This window comes from Microcoleus sp. LAD1_D3, assembly GCF_036702135.1.
Classification (GTDB): domain Bacteria; phylum Cyanobacteriota; class Cyanobacteriia; order Cyanobacteriales; family Microcoleaceae; genus Microcoleus.
Genome location: NZ_JAUBSB010000019.1, coordinates 14,153 through 39,830 on the forward strand (window position 1 = coordinate 14,153; position 25,678 = coordinate 39,830).

Sequence of the window (25,678 nt, forward strand, 5' to 3'; positions counted from 1 at the left end):
GGGTTCATAATTGTTCTGCTTTACCATGCCAATCAAATATCTGACCGACCCGATTTTAAAAATGTCGGGCAAAGTGCCAATTCGCATCGTCCTTGTTGTGCCTTTTGCCCTCCAGACTTTCGCTGCTGTAGGGTTGACGGGGTGGCTGTCGCTGCGGAACGGGCGCATAGCCGTCAACGATGTTGCCGCACAACTGCGGACAGAAGTCACATCGCGTATCCAGCAACATATTAATAGTTATATTGAAACGCCACACCAAATCAATCAGCTCAATCTCGATGCTATCCGTCTCGGCATTGTGAACGAGCAGGATAGTGATAGTTTGCAACGCTACTTCTACAAACAAATCAAAATTTTTGATAAAATTAGCTACATTCAATTCGCATCCGAAGCAAAAGATTTTATTGGAGTTGAACGCCTCGACGACGGCAAGTTGCAAGCTCAGATTTCTAATCAATCTACTGGCTATAATTTGCATAGCTACGAGCTGTCTGAGTTCAATAAACCAACCAAGCTATTAAAAACCACTCTCAACTACGACCCCCGCGTCCGACCTTGGTACATAGCTCCGGTGCGGGCAGGCAAACCGACTTGGAGTAAAATTTATAATTATTTTGACGCTCCCAAACTAGCGATTACGGCTGCTCAACCAGTTTATGGCGAGGATGGTAAACTGATTGGCATCCTGGGTTCTGACTTGGCACTTTCCAAACTCAATGAATTCTTGGAAACTCTAAAAATTGGCAAATCAGGACAGACTTTTATTGTAGAAAGGTCTGGGCAATTGGTGGCAAATTCTACTCTGGAACCGCCATTTATTGTTAGCAATGGTGTTGCGAAACGCATTGTGGCAGCGAGTAGCAAGAATGTTCTAATTCGATCGACCGCCCGCTATTTGACTGAACGCTTCGGGGATTTGCACCAAATTGACAGATCTCGCCAGTTAGATTTTACGATCGACGGTCAACGCCAATTTCTACAGGTGACGCCGCTTTTAGACAGCAGGGGCCTCGACTGGTTGATTGTGGTGACGGTTCCTGAAGCCGATTTTATGGAAAGGATTAATGCCAACACTCGGTATACTGTGGTGATGTGTCTGGGTGCTTTGGTGCTTGCAACGGCGATTGGCGCTCTGACTTCTAGGTGGATTGTTGTACCGATTCGGCGTCTGAGCAAGGCTGCGGAGGCTTTGTCCCGGGGAGAATGGGATGGGATGGCGGTAGATTCCCGGTTGATGGCGTCTGTAGAGCGAGAGGATGAGGTGGGTGTCCTGGCTCGTTCTTTTAATATGATGGCGGATCAATTGGAAGAGTCGTTTACTACTCTCGAAGATCGGGTAGAATCCGCGATCGCCGACAAAAATCAATTAATTATTTCTCTGAAAAACTCGCAGCAAAAACTGGCTCTCCATCTTCACCAAACTCCTTTGGGAGCGATTGAATGGGATCTCAACTTTGAAGTAGCGGAATGGAATTTGTCAGCGGAAAGAATTTTTGGATACAACCGCTTGGAAGCAATGGGACGCCACGGAGTCGATCTCATAGTTCCTGAAAGTGCTAAGGAGTATGTCAGGCAACTATCTATAACTTTGCTCACTAATACAGGAGGAGTTACCAGCCTTAACGAGAACATCAGAAAGGACGGCAAAATTATTCTTTGCGAGTGGTACAATACGACTTTGGTTGATCCTGACGGCAGCATCATTGGGGTGGCATCGCTGATTCAGGATGTGACTGAATTTCACAGTGCTGTGGAGAAGTTACGGGCTAGCGAGGAGCGGTTTCGCCAGTTGGCCGAAAATATTCATGAGGTATTTTGGATTAGAGAACCCAATCAAAAGCAGCTAGTTTATGTCAGCCCTGCTTGCGAAAAAATATGGAATTTGAGCTGTCAGAGTTTGCAGTCAGAACCGGAGGCTTTTTGGGATGCTATTCACCCGGAGGATCTCGATCGCCTCAAGGCTGCTTTTGAGAAACAGGTGCGGGGGGATTATGATGAGGAGTATCGGGTAGTGCGATCCCCTACGGGGGCTACGCCAACGGACGGTTCAGTTTGCTGGGTGCGCGATCGGGCTTTTCCAGTCCGCAACGAAACAGGGGAAATTTACCGCATCGTCGGTATTGCTGAAGATATTACCCAGCGCAAATTAGCAGAAGAATTCCAAAAAGTCGCTCAAACCGCTCAAGCTGCCAACCAAGCCAAAAGCGCCTTTTTAGCTAATATGAGCCACGAATTGCGAACACCTCTCAACGCGATTATTGGTTACAGCGATATGCTCAAAGAAGACGCCGAGGATTTAGGCTGCGAAGATTTTATCCCCGACTTGCACAAAATTCAAACTGCTGGGAAACACTTGCTTTCTTTAATTAGCGACATTCTAGATATTTCTAAGATTGAAGCGGGGCGGATGGAACTTTATTTGGAAACTTTCAACCCTGTTAATTTAATTGACGAGGTAGTTTCTACTGTCAAACCCTTGGTTGATAAAAATTATAATAAGTTTGAAGTTTATTGTGCTACAGACTTGGGAATGATGTATGCTGACCTTACCAAAACTCGTCAAATATTGCTCAACCTGCTGAGCAATGCAGCCAAATTTACCGAACGCGGCACTATTACCCTCTGCATTGAAAGAGTTAAACATGACAGCTTAACAACTCAAAAAATAGCAGAACCTTCCGATTTAATAATTTTTCGGGTAGCTGATACCGGCATTGGGATTCCCCCGGAACAATTGCAGCATTTATTTCAAGCGTTTATGCAGGGCGACGCCTCAACTACGCGCAAATACGGCGGCACGGGTTTGGGATTGACTATTAGCCGTCACTTTTGCGTGATGATGGGTGGCGATATGCAAGTTCAAAGCCAGTTAGATTGCGGTTCGGTTTTTACAGCCTGCTTGCCGGCGCGCGTTGAATTATTGGTCAGCAGTTAGTCTTGCTGTCCGGGACGCAATTGTTACAAAAAAAATCTGGTTTCTTGACCAAAACCTGCGCTTTTAGATAATTTATGAGCAATAAACCAAGGTGATGATACGATGCAGCATCAGCCTTATTCTAGTTAATTCGGCGTTTGTGCCGCCCCAAAAGTTGAGCTGTTAATACCCCCCCGACAAAGCCAAAGAAATGTCCTTGCCAGGAAACTCCCGGCTGCGAGGGCAAAACTCCCCAAATTAAACTGCCGTAGAAGAAACCGACAATTAAAGATACCAAAATAGAGGTAAAGCTGCGTTCAAAATAGCCCCGCAGCAGCAAAAAGCCGAAGTAGCCAAAGATTAGTCCGCTAGCACCAATGTGAACGGAATTGGGCGCGCCGGTCAGCCAAACTCCGAATCCGCTGACTAGCACAGTGACGGCACTCACGATAAAAAAGTCGCTAATTTCTCGCAGCATTATCAACCAACCCAATGTCACTAAAGGGAGGGTATTGGCGGCTAAGTGAGCAAAACTGCCGTGCAGAAAAGGCATAAACAAGATGCCTTCAAGTCCGTCGATGCTGCGGGGGCGGACTCCGTAGTCATTCAGCCTGCTTCCGAACAGGAATACATCGACAATTTCGATAATCCAGAGGAGGGAGACGAAGCCACCGAGAATGGTGGCGTGGCTTTGCAATTCGCGGGTGATAGCTTTGCTTTCTGGGTTGCTCATGGGTTGTGAGGGCAGGGATACCGATTATTTCTAATTGTAGGAGTTTCTGAGCGATCGCGAGAAAAGATAGTTGGGGCGGGGTTTCAGGGTTTTTTACAGCAGAGCTTATTTAAAAATATGATAAGTTTTATTAAAAGTTCCGCATTTTCACGTATAGGATAATTCACCTCGATGCGTCACAATTGTAATTGAACTACAAAAGGAGAGTCAACCGAAGGTTGAAGCTAAAACGTAGAAGACAGAATTTTTACCCTATCAATCAATTGTTGGGCTTGAAATGAGGACATTTTTTAGATCGCACACCGTGACTAAAAAAAATCAGGAACTACTTTTCTCGCCCTAAGTCATTAATTTAAGAAGTTCGATCCGGTAAAGCAAAACGAGATGCTGTAGATACAGATTGTAGATAATATCGCACAAGCTCTACAGAGAGTTCTTGGCACCTCGTTGTAAAAGAGGAAGAGAGCAAAATGAACGTATTTGAGCATACAGTCTCCTACCGAACTCTGCCAATCTGGGTACGGTTTGGCAAACAAGAAACCGCAGTTAGTGTCGCTACAAATTCTCAACCTTACGGTCAAAAGCCACACTTTGACCTTTTGCATCCGCTAAAACAAGGGCTTGATGACACTGCAATTAAAAGTCAAAAGTTGGCTCGGTTGCTGTGCAAATTAATTCCCAGCCAGTGTCCGTTTGAGCGAGAAGTCAAAATTTGCGATCGCACTTTATTTTCCATTCCGCCGCTGTGCAAGTTAAATCCACTTTACGAGCAAGTGGTTGGGCTGCGCTTTCGAGCTTTGTGTTATTTGGCTGACGAGTGCGGCGAAGATGTGACTCCTTATTGTTAATTCTGCAAAAACTTAAATTTTTAACTGTCTTTTCACCCTCCCTTATCCTTGTTGGGGAGGGTTTTTGTTTGGTGCCGACTTTCAGGGAGCAAAAGTGCGATCCATTTCTTGAGCGTCCAGTAAATCAGCTTTCAATCAATTCTTTTTTTGTGATTGATAGTTATCTCAAGGGTGGTTGTTTGGGAGATTTTCCTAGGGTTGATATGATTCTTTGCATGAACCCACTATTGGCTCATCTGATATTGTATAAATTTTTCTCGCGGGCGATCGCACTTGGTTTGAAAAGGGCGAAGGGCGATCGCTCCGACCTCGTGTTAGACTGAATCTAGCGGTCGTGTTAAGCAAGGAAAAATAGCCGTGATACCTCTGCAAGAACAAATTGTTGACAAACTGAAAAATTTCTCTGAAATCGAACTGCAACAAATCCTCAACTTTGCTGATTTCCTGTTATGGCAGCGGAGAAAGCAGGAAGTAGCTTCGCCGCCAGATGAAACGGGCAACAGCAAACCAGCAAATATGGATGAAGAGTGCGAGGTTCATTATGTTGGTGGAGTCTTAGTCGTCAAAGCATCATCAATAAAAAATCAAGAACTGATTAATTGGCATACAATTATTTACGATAGGCCCGAAAATGGAAAATATCTAATTGAAAAGACATGACTCAAAATAATTTACTGTCTCGCATCTCAATTGACTCGAATATCTGCTTTGGCAAACCGTGTATTCGCGGTCATCGCATCTGGGTTTCTCTGATTCTTGACTTTCTAGCTAGCGGCATGACTTTGGAAGAATTGCTTGAGGAATATCCGGGAATTGAACGAGAAGACGTTTTGGCTTGTATTGCTTATGGGGCTGAGTTGGCAAGAGATTATTATGTCGAAATTCCTCTGGCTGAAAAAAAGGTAGTTTTAAAGTGAAGTTAAAACTTGATGAAAATTTGGGCAGCATCCGCGTTGTTTCGATGTTACGTTTGGCTGGCCACGATGTTGCGACTGTACGAGAACAAAATTTGAGTTCAACACCGGATGAATTATTAATTGATATCTGTCGAAGGGAAGGTAGATGTTTGGTGACGTTGGATAGGGGATTTGGCAATCGCCTCCGCTACAATCCTTCTGATTATTCTGGGATTGTGTTACTGCGTCTGCCTTCTCAAGCGAAACCGCCTGATTTGCAAGCGGCAGTAGAAATATTAATTCGCGGATTAGATGCCGCAGAAGTTGTGGGTAAATTGTGGATTATCCGACGGGAACAGCTTTTGGAGTATCAAGCAATATCAGAAGATGAATCTGACTAAAAATTTACCATCAAACTTACAAAAAAATTAGTTTAACACGCTATTTGCGGTATAAGGTGCGCCCATAAACACCCTACAATTAGTGGCATATCGCCCTTGGTTTGAGAAGGGCGATTCCCTACGAGATAGCTACCCTTCTGAAAAGCTTGGCGAACACTTTACGATTAATTTTTGATATTTAGCTAAACTCTAGGTGATGCTAATGTCTGCAACCCAAAAACAACTAGATCGCCAAGGTTTTTAACTAAAATTTCCATTGCTGGTTTCAAACCCCATTTTTTAACTTTAGTAGGTGAAAGCGCACCATGTGCAGTGGCATTTCTTAAAGCCTTGGCTAACCTAGTAGCATTAGCCCAATCTTCTATCGGATTGCTATTAACAAGCCAGTCTTTAATTAGATTTCGATCGCCATGTTTAAGACCAAGAAAATTTAGAAGTTCATCACCTGTTTCAGGTGTTTCAGTAGATAATTTTGTAAGCCATTTTTCAAGATCTTTTCTGTCGGTATTAGGTGGTATTAAGGGAATATAATCAGGGAGATTGCATTTAGATGTAAAATCTTGAACGTCAGCTATACTAAGACCTGAGTTGTTTTCTCTCAGATTCATTAATGTCTTTGTAACACTTTCAAATCCACCGTAGGCCATCACCAGTTGCCACTGAATGCCTCTTGCATTAGCGGTAGAAGGGTCGTTTGGTAGAGTATTACCTGCCACAGGATTATCCCATTCAACAGCAGCTTTGGTCAGGTGAAATCCTATTGATAAAGCTTTCATCACATTATCAATATGCTTTCGATCTTTAATATGACTTTGATTGAATATGGAAAGTCTCTCTTGTATTTCTGAACACTTAGCTGGCTCCAACCAAGATTCATTAGGGCCAACTATCGCCCATATTTCCTTCCAGCCATCGTCTTGAGTAATATCTGGCATTTTTCCTAAGTCAACTTTATCGTAAATTAATCTATTTGTTTGATAAGCAAGGGCATCCACAAGAGATGCCCTTACCCACCTAACTACGCGCCGACAGATTCCTTCGCTGCGTAAAGCACCTCAACGGTAATCTTATCAATCCCCCGATCGCGCGCAAACTTCTCAGTATTCCGTTTCACCTTACCCCGCACAAAACCAGGGATTTTATTCAACTCAGCCTGTCCATCCTTCGTCCAACCCATATCAGAGTCAGCCGAAATACCCTTCGTAATCACTTCCTTGGTATCGTGGCCGCCGAAGATTTCCAGCAAGTGGTCTTCCATTCCCAAAGTAAAGGAATTGTAGACCAAATCTACGCACTGATTCGTGCCTTCATAACCCAAAAATGGCTTGTAGCCGATCGGGAAATTTTGGACGTGAATCGGTGCAGCAATTACGCCGCAGGGAATATCCAACCGCTTACCTACGTGGCGTTCCATTTGGGTGCCGAAAATCGCCGAAGGTTCCGCTTTGGCGATCGCATCTCCGATCGCCCCGTGATCATCCGTGACGAGCACTTCATCGCAATACTCGCTGACCTGTTCCCGGAACCAGTCAGCGTCGTGTTTGCAGTAGGTTCCTGCCCACACAACGTGGATTCCCATCTCGCGAGCCAAAATCTTCGTCATCGCCGCAGCGTGGGTATTATCGCCAAATACGACGGCTTTTTTGCCGGTTAAGTTTTGGCAGTCGATCGATCGCGAAAACCAAGCGGCCTGCGACACAAATCGAGTTTGTTGGTCAATAAAATTTTCGTAATCAACATCCGCACCTTGAGCATTCAAAACTTGCTGAATCTTGCGGATACAGCGCGCAGTTTCTACCACACCCATCGGCGTAATATCCACCATCGGCGTGCCGAATTCTTTTTGCAAATACTCCCCGGTCATCATCCCCAATTCCCGATAAGGAACCAAGTTAAACCAAGCACGCGGCAGTCTTTTCAAGTTATGAACCGAAGCACCTTCGGGAATAACTTCGTTGACTTCAATGCCCAAATCTGCCATCAAACGCTTCAACTCGGTGCAGTCGTGCTGGTTGTGGAAACCCAGGGTAGACATACCGATAATGTTGACAGATGGTTTTTCGCTTTTGGCTTCTACTAAATCGCCTTTTTTGCGGGCTTTGTTAATGTAAAATTGGACGATTTGATCCAAAGTGCGATCGGCTGCTTGCAGTTCGTTGACGCGGTAATGATTAACATCCGCCAGCAATACATCGCCTTTGGCATCCAATTGAGCTCGCTCCACGAAGTTTTCCAAGTCTTCTTGCAGAATGCTGGAGGTGCAAGTCGGGGTGAGCACGATTAAATCTGGGTGTTCTTCTCTGTCTTTGCGGGTGATGTTGTCCACCACCCGTTCCTGCGAACCCCGCGCCAGTACGTGTCTGTCAACGACGCTGGTAGTCACCGGGGTGAAATCCCGTTCCCTCTCCAGCATGGAACGCATGACGTTAAAATAGTCGTCTCCTATGGGTGCGTGCATGATTGCATGGACGTTTTTGAAGGAAGTGGCAACGCGCAAAGTGCCGATGTGGGCTGGCCCTGCGTACATCCAATAAGCCAATTTCATAGGTATTTTTCCTGGTGCTGGTTGAGAATTGCCCGATCGGGCGATTACTGCTAAATTTTAAGGTTGTTTCTGATTTTCTCACCGGATGAATCCTTGAGAAATACTAACTTTCTGAGAATTTACAGATTTAGGAAATGCTCAAACGCTTTGCCTGCTTGGCATTTGACTCGCAATTCAAAGAACTTTACCTGGGTTTTATGGCAATAATTCTTAATCTTTCCTAAAATTTTCTTAAGAGTTAGGCAAATTTGATTAATGTAGGGTTCGCTGCCGTGCACCAGACAAGGTGCAATAATTCTGCATTTTTTGTCAAATTTAGTCCGCTCTAACGCTCTGTTAGTAACGCTCTGTTAGTATTGTTAGTCGAGTCGCCAAAACAGATAGAATTGAGGGCAATTGCAGCTTCAGAAGCAACACTTACTTTCCTCAGCGCCTCGGTCGCGAATTATAGTTAAGATTTGCACCGCCCGGTTTTTTTTTAGCACCCACAATTCGGGCCTTATTACCGAAAAAAATACATCTTTCACCACTTGCGTATTTTCACGAGATGTGGTTACGCTCCGCTAAAATCAAGCGATTGCTTGGAATCTGAGATGATTTAGTTGTCAGCGTGGCGATCGAGCATTAGAGTAAATCCTTGCACAAATCTTGTATTTGTGATTTTGTTTACCTAACTGCTGAGGTGACGAAAGCCCCAGCGTGCTTTTGTCAGCAGTAGCTCTTTCCTGTCAAGGCCTGCTTTCCCACACATCCCAAAAGATAGCTCTTGAGCGATAATGAAGAATAACATAGGATTTACGAAAAGAAACCCGATTTACACGAAAAAATCTTGGGTTTGTCAACGACTAGCAACGAAGAAACCCGGTTTCTAGCCCGCCGCGCGTAAGTCCTGTAACATTGACCAAGCACACCTAATTTGAGAGAACCCAACTATGATGGCAATTCCCGGCGTTGCAGTTCTCGCTCTCATTTATGAAAGCAGCACTTCCCTGGTTTACCGCGGCCACAACGAGCAGAACAACCAACCTGTTATTATCAAGCTTATCAAAGAAGACTATCCGACTCCTGAAGAACTGAATAGATACAAGCGCGAATATGAGATCACTGCCAACTTAAGCCTGTTGGACGGAGTTGTTAAAGTGTATAAGTTGCAGCAGGTTAGAAATAGTCTGGCAATGATCTTAGAAGATTTTGGCGGGGAATCTTTAAAGATATTTATGGCTTCCCAAAAATTTACCATTTTAGGATTTCTAACTACTGCAATCAAAGTTGCTGAAACTTTGGGAGAAATTCACGGAAAAAATGTTATTCATAAAGATATAAATCCCTCTAATATAGTTTTTAATCCTGCTACTGGACAAGTTAAACTAATAGATTTCAGCATTTCAACAGCATCCAACCTGGAAAATATTCCCAATAAAAATCCCAATTTTTTAGAAGGCACTTTAGCCTATATGTCGCCCGAACAAACCGGCAGAATGAACCGGGTAGTCGATTACCGCACCGACTTTTATTCCCTCGGCGTGACCTTCTATGAAATCCTGGCAGGACAACTCCCTTTTCCCACTACAGATCCCATGGAGTTAGTTCACTGTCACATCGCCAAACAGCCAGTACCTCTTGCTGAAATAGCCCCGGAAATTCCTAAAGCTGTTTCAGATATTGTGATGAAATTGTTAGCAAAAACTCCTGAGGAGCGTTATCAAAGTGCTTGGGGACTAAAAGCCGATTTGGAATCCTGCCTGTTTCAGTGGCAAACATCTGGGGTTGTTTCTGAGTTTCCTCTCGGCAGCCAAGATATTTCTGACAAATTTCAAATACCTCAAAAACTTTACGGCAGACAGCGAGAAGTTGAAACTCTATTAGCGGCATTTGAACGGGTAGCAGCAACAAATAATCGAGGCTCCCGCACCGACGATTCTCAAATTTCTGTCATCAAGAAAGAGATCAAATCGAAAAAAGAAATTCCCTTGTCAGTCCAGGGGAGAGCACAGCATAAATCCCGCAGCGAGATGATGCTGATTGCCGGTTACTCCGGCATTGGCAAATCTGCAATGGTGAAGATTTTAGACAAACCTATTACCCGCAGGCGCGGCTATTTTATTTGGGGAAAGTTTGACCAGTACAAGCGGACTATTCCTTACTCTGCGGTTGTCAGCGCTTTTTCGGAATTGGTGCGGCAACTGTTAACTGAAAGCGAGGCTCAATTAGCAGTGTGGCGCGAAAAACTCCGCAGTTCATTCGGTCAAAATGGGCAAATTATTATTGATGTCCTTCCCGAAGTTGAGCTAATTGTCGGAGCTCAGTCTCCTGTAGCTGAATTGGGGCCGACGGAATCTCTGAACCGCTTTAATTTAGTATTTCAAAATTTCATTCGCGTATTTTGTCAGCCAGAACATCCGCTGGTAATTTTTCTCGACGATTTGCAGTGGGCTGATTCTGCTACTCTCAAGCTGATCGAATTGATGATGACAGATGAAGCTACGCAATATCTGTTTTTAATTGGCGCTTATCGGGATAATGAAGTTAGTCCTACTCATCCTTTAATGATGACTGTGGAGACGCTGCGAAACCAGGAAGCTATCATTAATCAGATTGCTTTGTCGCCGCTGGGGGTGGAAAACATAACTCATTTGATTGCGGAGACATTGCACAGCGATCGAGAATCTGTCAAACCGTTAGCTGAATTGGTAATCAGCAAAACCGACGGCAATCCTTTTTTTGTCAATCAATTCCTACAAACATTGTATCAGGAAAACCTGCTAGTTTTTCACCCGCCACAGTCGGGGAGCAAGGGCGGCTGGCATTGGGATATGACTCAAATTGAGCAGTGCGCTATCACTGACAATGTAGTAGATTTGATGGTACAAAAATTGAGAAAACTGCCAAGTTCAACGCAGCAAGTTTTGCGCTTGGTGGCCTGTTTGGGCAACGAGTTTGACTTGAATACTCTTTCTTTAATTAATGAAAAAGAAGCCTCGGAAACTTTTTCTCATCTGTTGCCCGCGATTAAGTCGGGACTGATTCTGCCAACTTCGGAATTGGAAAGCAAGTCATTAGATTACGTGCTGTTTCCGCTATTAATTCTGAATTATAAATTTTTGCACGATCGCGTACAACAAGCAGCTTACGCTCTGATCGACGACTCGCAAAAAAAGGCAGTTCACCTGAAAATAGGCAGGCAAATCCTAGAAAACACTCCGGCTGAATATCGGGCTGACAGAATCTTTGAATTAGTCGATCACTTGAATGTGGCTCGATCGCTAATTAAAGACGATCGAGAATTAATTGAACTCGCAACGCTGAATTTAGACGCCGCCCGCAGAGCCAAAGATGCCACTGCTTATGTTGCTGCCTTGCAGTATTTGACCGCAGGCATGGACGGTTTGGGCAAGGATATTTGGGATTCCCACTATGACTTAGCCTTTGCTTTGCACATGGAGCGGGCAAATGTCGAGTATTTAAACGGTTTTTTTGAGAAGTCAGAAGAATTTATTAATATAACTTTGCAAAAAGCGCGATCGCCCTTAGAAAAGGTAGAAATTTACAACCTGCTGATCGTGCAGTACACCCTGCGGGCGAAGTACGAAGAAGCCGTTAAAGCCGGAATCAAAGCTTTGGACTTGCTAGGCATTGACTTGCCACTAGACGGGCTACAAAAAGTCATATCCGAAGAATTTGCAACAGCCACGAATATTTTAGCAGGTAGAGAAATAGCTTCCCTGATTGACGCCCCCGAAATGACTGTACCCGACAAAAAAGTTGCAGTCAAATTAATTACCAACTTGCTGACATCGGCGTACCTCAAAAATCCCGACTTGTGGAAAGTCAGCGTTTTAAAAGGAGTCAATCTTTCTCTACAATACGGTTTAGTACCCGAAGCCTCTCTTTGCTATGCTGGCTACGGTATGTTCTTAAACGCAGTTTCGGGAGATTACAAAGCTGCGTATCAATTCGGCTTGCTCTCGCTGAATCTCAGCGAAAAATCTGGCAATATCGGCTTGAAGTGCAGAGCTTGTTCATCCCTGGTCAGTATTTTTTATTACTGGTTCAACCACATCAAAGATTCCCACGCAATCAGCAATGAAGGATATCAAGCAGCTTTAGAATCAGGAGATTTAGAGTATGCCGGTTATATCCTGTCCAACCGCATAGCTAACTCATTTTTTCAAGGTAAAGAAATCTCGCAAATTCTGGCCGACACGAGCAGGTATTTGCAGTTCAGCCAAAAAACCAAAAATCAGCTCGTAACCGATATATTATTAGGGGTAGAGTTAATCCTGCGTAATTTGGGTAAACTGACTCCTGAAAAGTTTGTATTTGAAAGCGAAGATATCAGCGAAGCTGAATACGTACACAACTGTCAAGCTCATCAAAATTTGTACTCGCTCTGCCTTTATCAGATTCGCAAATGCCAGGTAATGTACTGGTACGGCAACTTCAACGAAGCGCTACAACTAGCTTTTGAAGTAGAAAAACAGCTATCTTTTATTACCGGAGCGATACCCGCTACCGAATGGAATTTTTTCTTTTCTCTAACTTTAGCCGCGGTTTTCCCAAATGTTTCAGAAGACAAGCAAAAGGAATACTTGGAAAAGTTAGAGGCAAACCAAAAACAGATGAAAATTTGGGCAGACAACTGTGCCGAAAACTTTCTGCACAAGTACCTTTTAGTACAAGCAGAAATAGCCAGAATTTCCAAAAAAGATTCAGAAGCTGTAGAACTGTACGATTTCTCTATAAATTTAGCCCAAGACAATGAATTTGTCCAAAATGAAGCGCTAGCTAATGAACTAGCAGCTAAGTTTTGGTTGAGTAAAGGCAAGTATCAATATGCCAAAATCCACTTGCGCGAAGCTCACTCGTGCTACTTGCGCTGGGGTGCAGTTCGCAAAGTAGAAGATTTAGAACAGAAGTATCCGCAGTTGCGGGAAATGACGCCAATCAACGGCAGTTTTAACAACAGTCAAACTACCACAACTATTCATACTTCTACTGGCAGCGATGCAAGAGTGCTGGATTTGGCAACGGTAATGAAAGCATCTTTGGCGATTTCTAGCGAAATTGTCCTCGATAAGTTGCTGGCTTCTTTGATGAGAATCTCCTTAGAAAATGCGGGGGCTCAATTAGGTTTTCTGATTTTAGTCAGAGATGGTCAACTGTTGATTTCAGCTAAAGCGTCAGTATTTGCTGAAGATGTAGCTGTGCTGCAATTTACGCCTGTTGCAGACTATCATGATTTACCTGTGACGGTGATTAATTATGTGGAAAGGACTCGCTCGGATTTGGTGTTGAGCAATGCGGCGGGTGAGGGACTATTCACAGCCGATCCTTACATCGCTAAACACCAACTCCAATCAATTTTGTGTACTCCAATCATCAATCAAGGCAAACTGATCGGCATTCTTTATTTAGAAAACAATTTGACTGTCGGAGCATTTACTCCCCACAGATTGGAAGTTTTAAGGTTGCTTTCTTCCCAAGTTGCTATTTCTTTGGAAAATGCTCTACTTTACAATTCGGTGGAACAGAAAGTACAAGAGCGAACGCAGGAGTTAAATGAAAAGAACGAGCGCTTAGAACAAACTTTGCGCGAACTTAAACTAACTCAAGCTCAATTAATCCAAACGGAAAAGATGTCTAGTTTGGGGCAAATGGTCGCTGGTGTAGCTCACGAAATTAATAATCCTGTAAGTTTCATCTACGGCAATCTTAATCCGGCTAGCGAATACGTTAAAGACTTGCTAAAATTGATTGAGCTTTACCAGCAGCACTATCCAGAACCTGCGGATGAAATTCTCGAAGAAATAGAAACAATTGAGCTGGAATTTTTGAGCGAGGATTTGCAAAAGCTGCTGGATTCCATGAAAGTAGGAGCGGAAAGAATCCGGGATATTGTGCTAAGCTTGCGGAATTTCTCGCGCCTCGACGAAGCGCAAATGAAGTCGGTAGATATCCATCAAGGCATCGACAGTACGGTGATGTTGCTGCAACCGCGCCTGAGAAAAGAGGGCGGGCGTTTGGGCATTGAGGTGATTAAAAATTACAACACGCTACCCCTAATTACTTGTTATGCGTCTCAGTTGAATCAGGTATTTATGAATATTTTGACAAATGCGATCGATGCTCTCCTCGTAGCAAGAGATTACCCGGAAAACTCTCATCAACAGCCTACGATTACAATTTCTACAGAGGTGAGTGACAGGAATTCTGTCATCATTAGAATTGCCGACAGCGGGCCGGGGATGAGCACTGAGGTGCTGCACAAGATATTCGATCCATTTTTTACAACTAAGCCCGTGGGTTCGGGAACTGGTTTGGGATTGTCTATTTCTCACTCGATTGTTGTCAGTTCTCATGGCGGAAAATTGACTTGCGTTTCTGCACCAGGAAAGGGGAGCGAGTTTATTATTGAAATTCCGATCGCCCCCAGGCAAGTTTTGTAATCGGCGCTACTATTAACCAAAATCCCCAAATCAATTCCCGTTAGCAACCCTTAACAATCCGGCCACGCATTGCGTTTACTAAACTTTGAATTCGCAATTCAAGCTCGGCGAAAACTCTGCATTAAAGTCGATCGCTCTGGTTTTCATAAAAGGGCGATCGCCCTTTTGCAGCCGCACTGAGGACTTTTCATCACGACGAGGTGGCAATGCTTCGGCATCCGGCAAAGCATAAAAAGTGTCAGATTTTTAATTAAAAAAGTAAATATTGTGTGTATCTTCAGGATCGAACTGTCGATAGTAGATCATACTAAAATAAAAGTAATTTCCGATCATGAAGATACGTCACTTCGGCAAAACTCCGGCGATCCCATTGCAGCTCATACTGATGGTGCCATTTGTTTTGCAAATCTTTGGAGCGGTCGGTCTGGTGGGATATTTGTCGTTCAAAAATGGACAAAAAGCCGTAAACGACCTGGCGGCTCAGTTGATGGATCGAACCAGCATTTCGGTGAATCAACATCTGGAGGCTTATTTATCTATTCCGCATCAAGTGATTAAGATTAACGCCGATGCGATTCGGATGGGATTGCTAGATGTGCGCGATCGCCAAACCCTCGGTAAGTATTTCTGGCACCAAATGCAGGCCTATGACCTGAATTACATCGGCATTGGACTGACCACGGGTGAGGGAGTAGGAGCCGCACGCTACGACCCCAAAACCGTCGTGATTGATGATTGGAGTCCCAAACCGCCGAATAATGTCACCAATTATGCCACCGATAACAAAGGCGATCGCACTCACGTCGTGACTATTTATGATTGGGACAACTTCCAAGAACCCTGGTACACCGAACCCGTGAAAGCAGGTAAACCCATCTGGTCGCGGATCGTCACCGTAAATTATCCCAATTATCCCTACATCGCTGCCTCCGCTGGTCGCCCCATCTATGACGCAAATAATCGCTTGCTAGGAATGGTTGGAGCCGATATCCATCTGTTGAAACTGAGCGATTTCTTACGGAATATAGATCTCAGTAGCTCAGGGCAGGTTTTCATCATGGAACGAAATGGGCTGTTGATCGCAAATTCTGCGAAAGAACAACCCTTTACCACCGTCAAAGACGAGATTCGGCGTTTAAAGGCGATCGACAGTGGCAATCCCATAGTGCAGGGAATTGCCAAACAAATCCAGCAACGGTTCAAAGGGTTTCAATCCATTTCTAAAGACACCAATCTTCGACTTGATTTTCAAGGAGAACTCTACTATGTGCAAGTCACTCCCTGGCGCGACCAATATGGATTGGATTGGTTAGTGGTGGTGAGTGTGCCAGAAAGCGAGTTCATGGCACAGATTGATGCCAACACCCGCACCACAATCTTGCTCTGCTTAGCAGCATTGGGGGTAGCTTGTGGGATGGGCGTTCTTACCTCCGGCTGGATTACGCGTCCAATTCTGCGACTGAATCGGGCGAGTGAGGCAATAACATCTGGCAACTTCGACCAAGCTGTAGAAGACAGCCGTATTCAAGAACTCAACGCCCTTGCCAACTCCTTTAACCAGATGGCAAGACAACTGCGCGAATCGTTTACCGCCTTAGAAAAAAGTAATGCAGAATTAGAAGACCGGGTGGAATACCGCACCGGTGAACTCAAAAACGCCCTAAGTGAGTTGCAACGCACCCAATCACAGATAATTCAGAGCGAAAAAATGTCTAGTTTGGGGCAAATGGTTGGTGGAGTCGCCCACGAAATTAACAACCCGGTCAACTTCATTCACGGCAACCTCGTCCATACACAGCAATACACCCAAGATTTGTTAAAGTTCGTGCAGCTTTATCAACAGCACTATCCTAACCCTGCTGACGAAATTCAAATCGCAGCCGAAGAAATCGACCTGGAGTTCTTGCAAGAAGACTTGCCCAAAATGCTGTCTTCGATGAAAATGGGTACCGATCGCATCCGCCAAATTGTCCTGTCGTTGCGGAACTTTTCGCGCATGGACGAAGCAGAGTTTAAACCAGTGGATATCCATGAGGGTATTAACAGCACCCTACTGATTTTGCAACACCGCCTCAAAGATAGACCGGAACGACCGTCTATTGAGGTGATTCAAGACTACGGTTCTCTACCCCTGGTGGAATGCTACGCCGGACAACTCAATCAGGTGTTTATGAATATTTTGACAAATGCGATCGATGCTCTCCTCGTCGCAAGAGATTCCCCGGAAAACTCTCATAAACAGTTTGCTATTACAATTTCTACAGAGGTGACTGACAGGAATTCTGTCATAATTAGAATTGCCGACAGCGGGCCGGGGATGAGCACTGAGGTGCTGCACAAGATATTCGATCCATTTTTTACAACTAAGCCCGTGGGTTCGGGAACTGGTTTGGGATTGTCTATTTCTCACTCGATTGTTGTCAGTTCTCATGGCGGAAAATTGACTTGCGTTTCTGCACCCGGAGAGGGAAGCGAATTTATTATTGAAATTCCGATCGCCCCCAGGCAAGTTTTGTAATCGGCGCTACTATCAACCAACATCCCCAAATCAATTCCCGTTAGCAACCCTTAACAATTCGACCACGCATGGCGCTGACAGGGTGAGAACCCCGTCAGAACACTGATATAATCAAGGACATAGCGGTCATATCCCTCTGAAAAAAGGGAAGTTTTTTTCGGTAATTCTGATTAATGAGCCTAATAATATCGGCTCTTCCGTATTTAGTGTGCCAAATTATTAGTTTTTTGGCGTCCTACACCATAGCTGGCAGGGATTTTAAGGCAATCGCCACTACTTGAGCAAGTTGCTCAACAGCGCAAGCAGATGTAAATAATTTCCAACCCTTACCTAGCAAGCCTTCAGGATAAATTTAAGTTAACGCCAGCACACTAAGTACGGAAGAGGCGAGAATCCATAAAATAAATTAGTGATAAAGTTTCCAGCATTCTCGCGCAATTTCCCAATCCTCCTGCGTGTGAATGACTAAAACTCTCGCCGCTGAATCCACTGCCGCAATATCTTCATCCATCGGCGACTGTTGATTCTTCTCCCCATCCAATTTCAAACCCATAAATCCAAAAGCTTCGCAAGCAGTCGATCGCACAACAGCAGAATTTTCCCCAACTCCAGCCGTAAAAATTAAAGCATCCAACCCTCCTAAACTCGCCAGCATGGCACCAATTCCGGCACGCAAACGGTGGATATAAATATCCAAAGCCAGTTGAGCTCTCTCATTACCTTGGGCGATCGCATCTCCAATCTGCCGCATATCGCTAGACACCCCTGAAATCCCTTTTAAACCAGAATTTCGATTGAGAATACCATCAAGTTTCTCAGCAGTAAAATCGGATTGTTTTAACAGATGAATGAGAATGCCTGGATCGATCGAACCCGATCGACTTCCCATCATCAAACCTTCCAAAGGCGTAAATCCCATCGTCGTGTCAACACTCCAGCCACCGCGAATGGCCGCCAGAGAACATCCGTTGCCCAAATGACAGCTAATCAACCGCAAATCTGCCAAATCTTTACCCAGAATGTCGGCGGCCCGACGCGCGCAATATTGATGGCTAATCCCGTGAAAACCGTAACGGCGAATCCCGTTTTCCAGCCATTCATAGGGGCCGGGATAAACAAAGGCTGCGGGCGGCAATTGTGCGTGAAAAGCTGTATCAAATACTGCTACTTGCGGCACATTTGGGAGGATTTTTTCAATCGCTTCGATACCTTCGAGGTTAACCGGATTGTGAACGGGGGCGAAAACAGATAAACGGGCGATCGCCTTTTTAACATCCGGCGAAATTAACGTACTTTGCTGATAATCTTGTCCGCCATGTACGACGCGGTGGCCGACAATATCAATCTCTTTTAAATCATTAATTGTTTGAACTCTTCCCCTCCAAAGACTCTCTAGCATTCGAGAAATAGCATCTTTGCGAGAGTCTGAGGCAAACTCCTCTTCAAGTTGATCGCCTTTTGCTGTTTGGACTTTCAACTCTGCTATACCCTGCTGGTGACTCCAATCAATTTGAGCTGACCAGAGGGGTTGCAAAGGTCGATCGGGCAGGACATCGTTTAACTCGTAAAGACAGCTCTTTTGACTGCTAGAACCCGCATTTAACACCAGTATTTTCATGCTTGATTATTTCCTGTTGATTCGTTCTTTCGATCGCTAGGCGATTGAAATCGCGTCTTGTCAAACTTTCATCCGCCTGCACAGACTAAGAAACCTTGAGATCCTGGAAAAATTATTAAGAAAAATGTCAAAAAATTAACTATTAATGCAAGGTGTAGCTAACAGTTGCATTTTTTTGATATATCTTCTATGCACATTTTCATTGACTAAAGTTTAAGGAGCCGATCGATGTTTACACCAATTTTACTTGCCACTGTCGCCAGAACCGTAGAGTGGAACCCCACGGTCGGTTTGATTATGATTGTTTGCAATATTTTAGCTATTGCGATCGGCAAATCAACCATCCAGAAGCCTACCACAGGCCCAGCAATGCCCTCATCCAGTATGTTCGGCGGTTTGAGTTTGGGTGCAGTTGTGGGAACTATGGCCTTTGGTCATATTTTGGGAGCAGGTACTATTTTAGGATTGTCTTACATAGGCGCGATTTAGTTTCAGACTGTAGGGTACGCAGTGCGCGCACCCTACCCGCAATTTCAAGTACCGGGTAAATTCCGGAGAGTTTCATCCATGTACGATCGATCGCCCAAAACCTCCAGCAACGGGCCGCGCACGTCAAACTTAACAATACTGACAGAAGCTGCTAAAGTGGCAATGCGATAGCGATAACGTCCCAAATCAATCCCCAACAAACTGCACAGAATAATTCTAATAGTCGCCTTGTGCGAGACAACCAAAACATTACCGCTCTTGTACTTTTCCTGAATTTCTGCGATAACTAAGGACGCTCGGCTAGCAATTTCCACGGAAGTCTCGCCGCCATTCGGTGCATTCCAAGCAGGTTCAGTCAGCCAATTAATATAATCTTCTTCGTATTCTTTTTTGACCTCTTCTACTGTTTTGCCCTCCCACTCACCGTAATTAATTTCCTTAAGTCCGTCGTGAAGCTGCATTTCAATTCCCACAGCATCGCACAAAGGTTTTGCAGTAGCAATAGTCCGTTTCATCGGACTGACATAAACAGCATTCCAAGGCAATTTGGCGTAAGCGGCGCCAAACTGTTCTGCCATTTGAAAACCTGCGGGCGTTAATTCTGGATCGATATGGCCGCAGAAACCGCCAGTCTGGCTGTAAGTCGTTTCACCGTGTCGTACAAAGTAGATTTTTAAGCTCATGAGTTAGTTAATTGTGTGTCAATTTTACTATGTTAGCAAAAGAGTTTAAAAAACTCCTTCAAATCATCGAGAGCAGGATTATCCCAATCCCAAATATCTTTTTTGTGTTCCATAACATAATCAAACCGAGACATAGTGCATTTCCTGCCAGCTTGTTGCTGTTCCTTATCTGAGCAAGTATCATACCTGAGATAGATGCTCACCCAGAATTTATTCAAATCTTTGTCGCTAATATCCTTTCCCTGGCTTTTTATGCAAGTTTTCCAGCTATTCAAACAATCAGCATGAGGAGATTCTCTAGCCTTTATTGTCTTTAAAAGCGTTTCTAGTTCGCCTTTACCTCCAACATTTGTAAAGTAACAAGCCAATTTGGCTTTTGTTCCATTATCTCCACAAATTTTGATAAATTGTTTAGTGCTTGACAAAGTTTCAGATTCAAACACCTGTTGTATACATTCATTTACGAATTCCAGCCGCTCTGCCTCTGAATAGTTATCAATATCAATAATAATCCCAATCTTTTCTATATCTCTTTTTTGAAGGTCGGCTTCTAAAGCTTTTAAAGTAGTAATTAATTTGGTTTCGCTCAAGCCTTCCAAACGTTCATAATCATCTATATAAATAGGTTTTTCTACCTGGAGATCGCAGTTTAGTTTCTCAACCATTGCCTGCATAAAAATTGCATCATTTTTACTTTCTACTATGACAATATTACTCACCTCTTACTCCTTTTTGATGTTCTAGTGCGTAATTCAAAGTTTCCAAATCGCGCCGGATTCCGATTATTTGATCTGTTTTCGGTTTCTTGGCTAGTTCAAAATATGCGCTGCTACATTCCTGATTGGGTTCTAAACCAACATCAGCAAATGCTTGCAGCATCTCTAAACTGTGAGTTGTGGCAAAAATCTGGGTATCCAGTTCCACCGCCAAGCGAAATAAAATTCTCCAAAACTCCCGCTGGTTTGTATAGTGTATGCCATTCTCTATTTCATCGATTAGCAGGATTTTATGTTCGCTGTTTACCAGTTTCAAGATAATGTCTGCAACTCGGTTAATTGCATCTCCGAATAATGGAAGAGGCAAACGCTTTTCTCCTTTTTTTCTCAAGTACAGCGTGGGTTCACCAATTGAAAAGCTTTCTACTGATTCGATAGCCGGATCGATAACTTGAAAAGCTTTTAAAACTTCACTATCTTTATCATCCAAACGGGCGCGATCGTAGGCTGCCGTGAGTTCTTTTCCAGAAATTCTGATAAAGGAAGGAATGATTGCTACTTCGTCAGCCTCATCTGCAATAGAAATTCTATCAATATTTATTGAACCACGGGAACTAGCTATTAAAGATGACTGGAAAGGTTTTTTTTCGTTTATTATTACCTTAATAGTTATTACAGATACACCTGCCTTGTCTTTCGGTAAAGCATCTATTATACCTTGACTAGCAATCAGATCAACTAGGGTGTTTTTAAATTTATTTAAGATCGACTCTATAACTATTTCTACTCTATAAGCTTGATAATTCTCTCTTTTTCCAATAATTACTATAATTTTATCTTTTTCAAACGAATAAAATAAGTTATCCCAGGCTCTCTTAGGCATAGCTTTTAGGGCTTCTAATGACTCCCTTCTTAGCTCTCTTAGTATTTCTATACTACTCGCTTTGGGAGCAACATAGAGAACAAGTGCTTCTAGCAAGGCTGTCTTGCCAGCATTATTTTTACCGCCGATTAAATTGACTCTTTCAAACCCAGAAATTTTGATTTGCTCAAAGCACCTAAAATTTTGAATTTCTATTTCTTTAAGCATGACCGCCTCTTTTGAATGTACAAATCCTAAATCACCGTTGATTTATGCTAAGATTAATTCTATCTTAGTTGTTTTACTTGAGCCGCAACAAGCAACGAACGTCATGCAGAATATAGATTTCTTTGAAGTCATTGAACGCGATCCAACCAAGGTGAGTGGTGCATGGGTATTTCGGGGAACGCGCGTACCTGTTGCCGCCTTTTTCGAGAATCTTAAAGATGGAGCCTCTATTGACCAGTTTCTGGAATGGTTTCCGGGAGTAACTCGCGCCCAAGTTGAGGTATTACTCGATCGCGCGTTAGCCTCATTAACGCAAATGGTAGAGGCATGAAGATATTGTTTGACCAAGGTACACCAGTACCGTTGCGCCGATCGCTGCTGAGTCATACAGTAGATACTGCTTATGAACGTGGATGGTCAACATTAGCAAATGGCGATCTGCTCGACACTGCCGAACGCGATGGGTATAATCTCCTGGTGACTACCGATCGCAACTTGCGTTATCAACAAAACCTGACAAACCGACAAATTGCTATTGTGGTTTTGCTGTCTACTTCTTGGCCTCGCATTCAAAAACATCAAGACGAGATTCGGAACGCGATCGACACTATTGTTCCGGGCGCATACCTAGAAATTGAGATTGCTTGCTGAAGCTTTATTTAACTGATGTCACTCCCTATGATTGTCAAACTGAGGTGAAACCTCGATCTTGCGTAGGTTGTATACTCGCAAAATCGTTAATTTTCCCTGTGGTTGACAATCATAGGGATGAGTAGCTTGTGCTCTACAAGCGATCGCACCTATCCAGGTGCACCCGATCGCACAGTTTGTTCTGCAGTCGCCCCCGGATCAGTCGTTTCCTGCGGCGCTTCCCGCGAAACCGGGCCCGCGTGCGGCCACTTCCAGTCGCGAATTTCCGGCATATCATCGCCGTGCTTGGTGATATACTGCGTGTGCTCGATCAGCTTGTCACGGATAGCTTGTTTACCATAAGCTGCTACAGAACCCAGTTTCGGAACGCGATCGAGAACATCTGCAACTAAATGGAATCGATCGAGGTCATTCATCACCACCATATCAAACGGCGTCGTAGTCGTTCCCTCTTCCTTGTAACCCCGAACGTGAATATTCGAGTGATTCGTGCGGCGGTAAGCCAATCGGTGAATCAGCCAAGGATAGCCGTGAAAAGCAAAAATCACCGGCTTATCTATCGTGAACAAAGCATCAAAATCCTTGTCAGACAAACCGTGAGGATGTTCGCTAGCAGGCTGAAGAGTCATCAAATCCACCACATTAACCACCCGCACTTTTAAATCGGGATAATCTCGGCGGAGAATGTCAACAGCAGCCAAAGTTTCCAGCGTCGGAACATCACCCGCGCAAGCCATCACCACATCCGGTTCGCCGCCTTTATCATTGCTGGCCCACTCCCAAATACCGATGCCGGCCGTACAGTGTTTAATCGCAGCATCCATATCCAAATACTGCAATGCCGGCTGCTTCCCTGCAATAATCACGTTGACATAGTGGCGGCTGCGGAGACAGTGATCCGTTACTGACAGCAAAGTGTTCGCATCCGGCGGCAAATAAATCCGCACCACTTCCGCTTTCTTGTTAATTACGTGGTCGATAAAACCCGGATCTTGGTGAGAAAAACCGTTGTGGTCTTGCCGCCAAACGTGAGAAGTTAGCAGGTAGTTGAGAGAGGCGATCTGTCGGCGCCAAGGAATATCGTTAGTAGTTTTCAACCACTTGGCGTGTTGGTTGAACATCGAATCGATGATGTGAATAAATGCTTCGTAACAAGAGAAAAAGCCGTGGCGTCCCGTCAGCAAATAGCCTTCCAGCCATCCCTGACATAGATGTTCGCTGAGGACTTCCATCACCCGGCCGTCGGGGGAGATGTGGTCGTCTTCGGGCAAAATTTCGCCCGCCCACACCCGGTTCGTCACTTCAAACACCGGATCGAGGCGGTTTGAGGCCGTCTCGTCAGGCCCGACAATGCGGAAATTCGCGTTTTCCTGATTCAGTGTCATCACCTCTCGCAGGAAGCGGCCGGAAACGCGGGTTGCTTCTGCCATTACAGTGCCCGGTTTTTGCACGTCAACGGCGTAGTCTTCAAATTCCGGCATTTTCAAGTCTCGCAGCAGCAGACCGCCGTTAGCGTGGGGATTTGCCCCCATCCGCCGAGATCCCTTGGGTGCGAGTTCCGCCAATTCGGGAATTAACTTGCCCTTTTCGTCGAAGAGTTCTTCCGGCTTATAGCTTTTCATCCAATCTTCGAGGAGTTGGACGTGTCCCGGCTTAGAAGCCATTTCCGAAAGTGGGACTTGGTGCGATCGCCAATAATCCTCAGTTTTCTTACCGTCAACTTCCTTCGGCCCCGTCCAGCCTTTGGGAGTTTTCATCACAATCATCGGCCATTGAGGACGGCCGGAATAGCCCTCTGTCCGGGCTTTTTCCTGAATCGCCTTAATTTCGCCGATCGCGGTATCGAGAGTTGCAGCCATCAACTGGTGCATCGTTTCCGGGTCTGAACCTTCCACCCAATAAGGTTTGTAGCCATAACCCACCATCAAACTTTCCAATTCCTCACGCGGAATGCGGGCCAACACGGTAGGATTGGCAATTTTGTAGCCGTTCAAGTGCAAAATCGGCAACACTGCCCCGTCGCGAACCGGGTTGAGAAACTTGTTAGAGTGCCAGCTAGCAGCTAGCGGGCCGGTTTCCGCTTCCCCGTCGCCGACAACAGCCGCCACAATCAAATCGGGATTGTCGAAAGCCGCCCCGTAAGCGTGCACCAGGGCGTAGCCGAGTTCGCCGCCTTCGTGAATCGAACCGGGGGTTTCCGGGGCGACGTGGCTGGGGATACCGCCGGGAAAAGAGAACTGTTTGAACAGCCGTTTGATACCCTCTTCATCTTGGGAAATGTTCGAGTAATATTCGGTATAAGTGCCTTCGAGATAGGTGTTGGCGACCAAGCCCGGCCCGCCGTGTCCAGGGCCTGCGATGTAGATGGCGTTGAGGTCTTGGGCTTTGATGATGCGGTTGAGGTGAACGTAGATGAAGTTTAGGCCTGGAGTGGTGCCCCAATGTCCGAGGAGTCTCGGTTTGACGTGTTCGATTTTGAGGGGTTCTTTGAGTAGGGGGTTGTCGAGGAGATAGATTTGTCCGACGGATAGGTAGTTTGCCGCCCGCCAGTAGGCGTTTATTTTGTGGAGTTCTGAGTCGGAAAGCGGCTTTAATTGCGGGATCTCGGTTGTTCCTAGCATCATCAGCGATTGACTCCTAAGTTGTGGTTGTTTTGTAACGTGCGATCGAGAAGTGCGATCGATCTTGTAACTGACGCGGATATTATTATTTGGTTATTTGAGACACTGTTTATGTTGACTCCATGTTTCACCAGCAAACACTTGAATTGTATACCATTTTTATCTAAATCCAAGTTTAAATCAACGTTAATTTTTGAGTAACAAGTGCTCTCTTATCACGGCATAAAAGCCGAAGGTTGCGGGGGTGAAAGCCAGCGGAATCACAAAGATACTTCTCAAGGTAGAGGTGAGAAGCATTTATATGTGAAAATTCTGTTTTTGGAGGCTTGCAGATGAGATGCAGACTCTTGTTTTGGTAGACTTTTGTATATTCGGTTAAGGTCTAGGAGTAAGAATCATCCGTAAGTTGTTCAGCCCCGATATATTCGAGATTCGAGATCAACAAGTTTGAAAAATGATTACCTTATACACTGCACCATCCTTTGATGAACTACCAAGATGAGCCCACC

The 25,678-nt window shown here is 44.7% G+C and carries 19 protein-coding genes; 10 read left to right on the plus strand and 9 right to left on the minus strand.

Features of this window, described 5'->3' with window-relative positions; all coding sequences use genetic code 11:
* The first annotated feature begins 25 nt into the window (after positions 1 to 25).
* Positions 26 to 2,935, plus strand: a complete 2,910-nt coding sequence (locus QUA74_RS13470) for a PAS domain S-box protein (RefSeq protein WP_333329398.1) — start codon at positions 26 to 28, stop codon at positions 2,933 to 2,935.
* Positions 2,936 to 3,056: 121 nt separating this feature from the next.
* Here the strand turns inward: QUA74_RS13470 and QUA74_RS13475 are convergent, their stop codons facing one another.
* Positions 3,057 to 3,647 carry a rhomboid family intramembrane serine protease gene (locus QUA74_RS13475; RefSeq protein ID WP_333329401.1) on the minus strand — a complete coding sequence of 197 codons (591 nt, stop codon included), beginning with the start codon at positions 3,645 to 3,647 and terminating at the stop codon, positions 3,057 to 3,059.
* 470 nt (positions 3,648 to 4,117) lie between these two features.
* Here QUA74_RS13475 and QUA74_RS13480 point away from each other — a divergent pair, with 470 nt between their 5' ends.
* The 4 genes from QUA74_RS13480 (at position 4,118) to QUA74_RS13495 (ending at position 5,792) form a co-directional block, all read left to right on the plus strand.
* Complete coding sequence (locus tag QUA74_RS13480) at positions 4,118 to 4,495, plus strand: Mo-dependent nitrogenase C-terminal domain-containing protein (RefSeq protein ID WP_333329404.1); 378 nt, start codon at positions 4,118 to 4,120, stop codon at positions 4,493 to 4,495.
* 357 nt (positions 4,496 to 4,852) lie between these two features.
* The gene (locus QUA74_RS13485; protein WP_333329407.1) at positions 4,853 to 5,155 is read left to right on the plus strand and encodes a hypothetical protein; all 303 of its coding nucleotides are present in this window, start codon (positions 4,853 to 4,855) and stop codon (positions 5,153 to 5,155) included.
* Positions 5,152 to 5,412: a DUF433 domain-containing protein gene (locus tag QUA74_RS13490; protein WP_332972106.1), complete on the plus strand. Its 261-nt coding sequence runs from the start codon at positions 5,152 to 5,154 to the stop codon at positions 5,410 to 5,412. The genes QUA74_RS13485 and QUA74_RS13490 overlap by 4 nt, the downstream gene beginning before the upstream one ends.
* Positions 5,409 to 5,792 (plus strand): DUF5615 family PIN-like protein, encoded by a 384-nt coding sequence (locus QUA74_RS13495; protein ID WP_333329410.1) that lies wholly within the window; start codon positions 5,409 to 5,411, stop codon positions 5,790 to 5,792. The genes QUA74_RS13490 and QUA74_RS13495 overlap by 4 nt, the downstream gene beginning before the upstream one ends.
* 182 nt (positions 5,793 to 5,974) lie before the next feature.
* Here QUA74_RS13495 and QUA74_RS13500 read toward each other — a convergent pair whose 3' ends face one another.
* Positions 5,975 to 6,787, minus strand: a complete 813-nt coding sequence (locus QUA74_RS13500; RefSeq protein ID WP_333329413.1) for a hypothetical protein — start codon at positions 6,785 to 6,787, stop codon at positions 5,975 to 5,977.
* 23 nt (positions 6,788 to 6,810) lie between these two features.
* Positions 6,811 to 8,337, minus strand: a complete 1,527-nt coding sequence (bchB, locus tag QUA74_RS13505; RefSeq protein ID WP_242723164.1) for a ferredoxin:protochlorophyllide reductase (ATP-dependent) subunit B — start codon at positions 8,335 to 8,337, stop codon at positions 6,811 to 6,813.
* A 932-nt stretch (positions 8,338 to 9,269) separates the two neighbouring features.
* On the opposite strand from bchB, the gene QUA74_RS13510 reads away from it, so the two are divergent.
* Positions 9,270 to 14,783, plus strand: coding sequence for an AAA family ATPase (locus tag QUA74_RS13510; protein ID WP_333329417.1), 5,514 nt, complete (start codon positions 9,270 to 9,272; stop codon positions 14,781 to 14,783).
* 78 nt (positions 14,784 to 14,861) lie between these two features.
* On the opposite strand, the gene QUA74_RS13515 is transcribed toward QUA74_RS13510, so the two are convergent.
* Complete coding sequence (locus tag QUA74_RS13515) at positions 14,862 to 15,008, minus strand: hypothetical protein (RefSeq protein ID WP_333329420.1); 147 nt, start codon at positions 15,006 to 15,008, stop codon at positions 14,862 to 14,864.
* A gap of 106 nt (positions 15,009 to 15,114) precedes the next feature.
* Here QUA74_RS13515 and QUA74_RS13520 point away from each other — a divergent pair, with 106 nt between their 5' ends.
* Complete coding sequence (locus QUA74_RS13520) at positions 15,115 to 17,301, plus strand: ATP-binding protein (RefSeq protein WP_333329423.1); 2,187 nt, start codon at positions 15,115 to 15,117, stop codon at positions 17,299 to 17,301.
* Positions 17,302 to 17,707: 406 nt separating this feature from the next.
* On the opposite strand, the gene QUA74_RS13525 is transcribed toward QUA74_RS13520, so the two are convergent.
* The gene (locus QUA74_RS13525; protein WP_333329426.1) at positions 17,708 to 18,919 is read right to left on the minus strand and encodes an acetate kinase; all 1,212 of its coding nucleotides are present in this window, start codon (positions 18,917 to 18,919) and stop codon (positions 17,708 to 17,710) included.
* A 228-nt stretch (positions 18,920 to 19,147) separates the two neighbouring features.
* Between QUA74_RS13525 and psaK the strand changes: the two genes are divergently transcribed.
* Positions 19,148 to 19,408 carry a photosystem I reaction center subunit PsaK gene (gene psaK, locus QUA74_RS13530; RefSeq protein ID WP_333329428.1) on the plus strand — a complete coding sequence of 87 codons (261 nt, stop codon included), beginning with the start codon at positions 19,148 to 19,150 and terminating at the stop codon, positions 19,406 to 19,408.
* Positions 19,409 to 19,452: 44 nt separating this feature from the next.
* On the opposite strand, the gene QUA74_RS13535 is transcribed toward psaK, so the two are convergent.
* Genes QUA74_RS13535 through QUA74_RS13545 form a run of 3 tightly spaced genes read right to left on the minus strand, consistent with a single transcriptional unit; the run spans position 19,453 to position 21,897 of the window.
* A complete protein-coding gene (locus QUA74_RS13535; protein ID WP_333329432.1) occupies positions 19,453 to 20,091 on the minus strand; it encodes a histidine phosphatase family protein in 639 nt (212 codons plus the stop codon).
* A 32-nt stretch (positions 20,092 to 20,123) separates the two neighbouring features.
* Entirely contained in the window at positions 20,124 to 20,810 is a 687-nt protein-coding gene (locus QUA74_RS13540) for a DUF3226 domain-containing protein (protein ID WP_333329435.1), read from the minus strand.
* Complete coding sequence (locus QUA74_RS13545) at positions 20,803 to 21,897, minus strand: ATP-binding protein (protein WP_333329438.1); 1,095 nt, start codon at positions 21,895 to 21,897, stop codon at positions 20,803 to 20,805. The genes QUA74_RS13540 and QUA74_RS13545 overlap by 8 nt, the downstream gene beginning before the upstream one ends.
* Between QUA74_RS13545 and QUA74_RS13550 the strand changes: the two genes are divergently transcribed.
* A complete protein-coding gene (locus tag QUA74_RS13550) occupies positions 21,896 to 22,228 on the plus strand; it encodes a DUF433 domain-containing protein (protein WP_333329441.1) in 333 nt (110 codons plus the stop codon). The genes QUA74_RS13545 and QUA74_RS13550 overlap by 2 nt on opposite strands.
* The gene (locus QUA74_RS13555; protein ID WP_333329444.1) at positions 22,225 to 22,548 is read left to right on the plus strand and encodes a hypothetical protein; all 324 of its coding nucleotides are present in this window, start codon (positions 22,225 to 22,227) and stop codon (positions 22,546 to 22,548) included. The genes QUA74_RS13550 and QUA74_RS13555 overlap by 4 nt, the downstream gene beginning before the upstream one ends.
* 149 nt (positions 22,549 to 22,697) lie before the next feature.
* Here QUA74_RS13555 and QUA74_RS13560 read toward each other — a convergent pair whose 3' ends face one another.
* Positions 22,698 to 25,172 carry a phosphoketolase family protein gene (locus QUA74_RS13560; protein ID WP_333329447.1) on the minus strand — a complete coding sequence of 825 codons (2,475 nt, stop codon included), beginning with the start codon at positions 25,170 to 25,172 and terminating at the stop codon, positions 22,698 to 22,700.
* Positions 25,173 to 25,678: the final 506 nt, after the last annotated feature.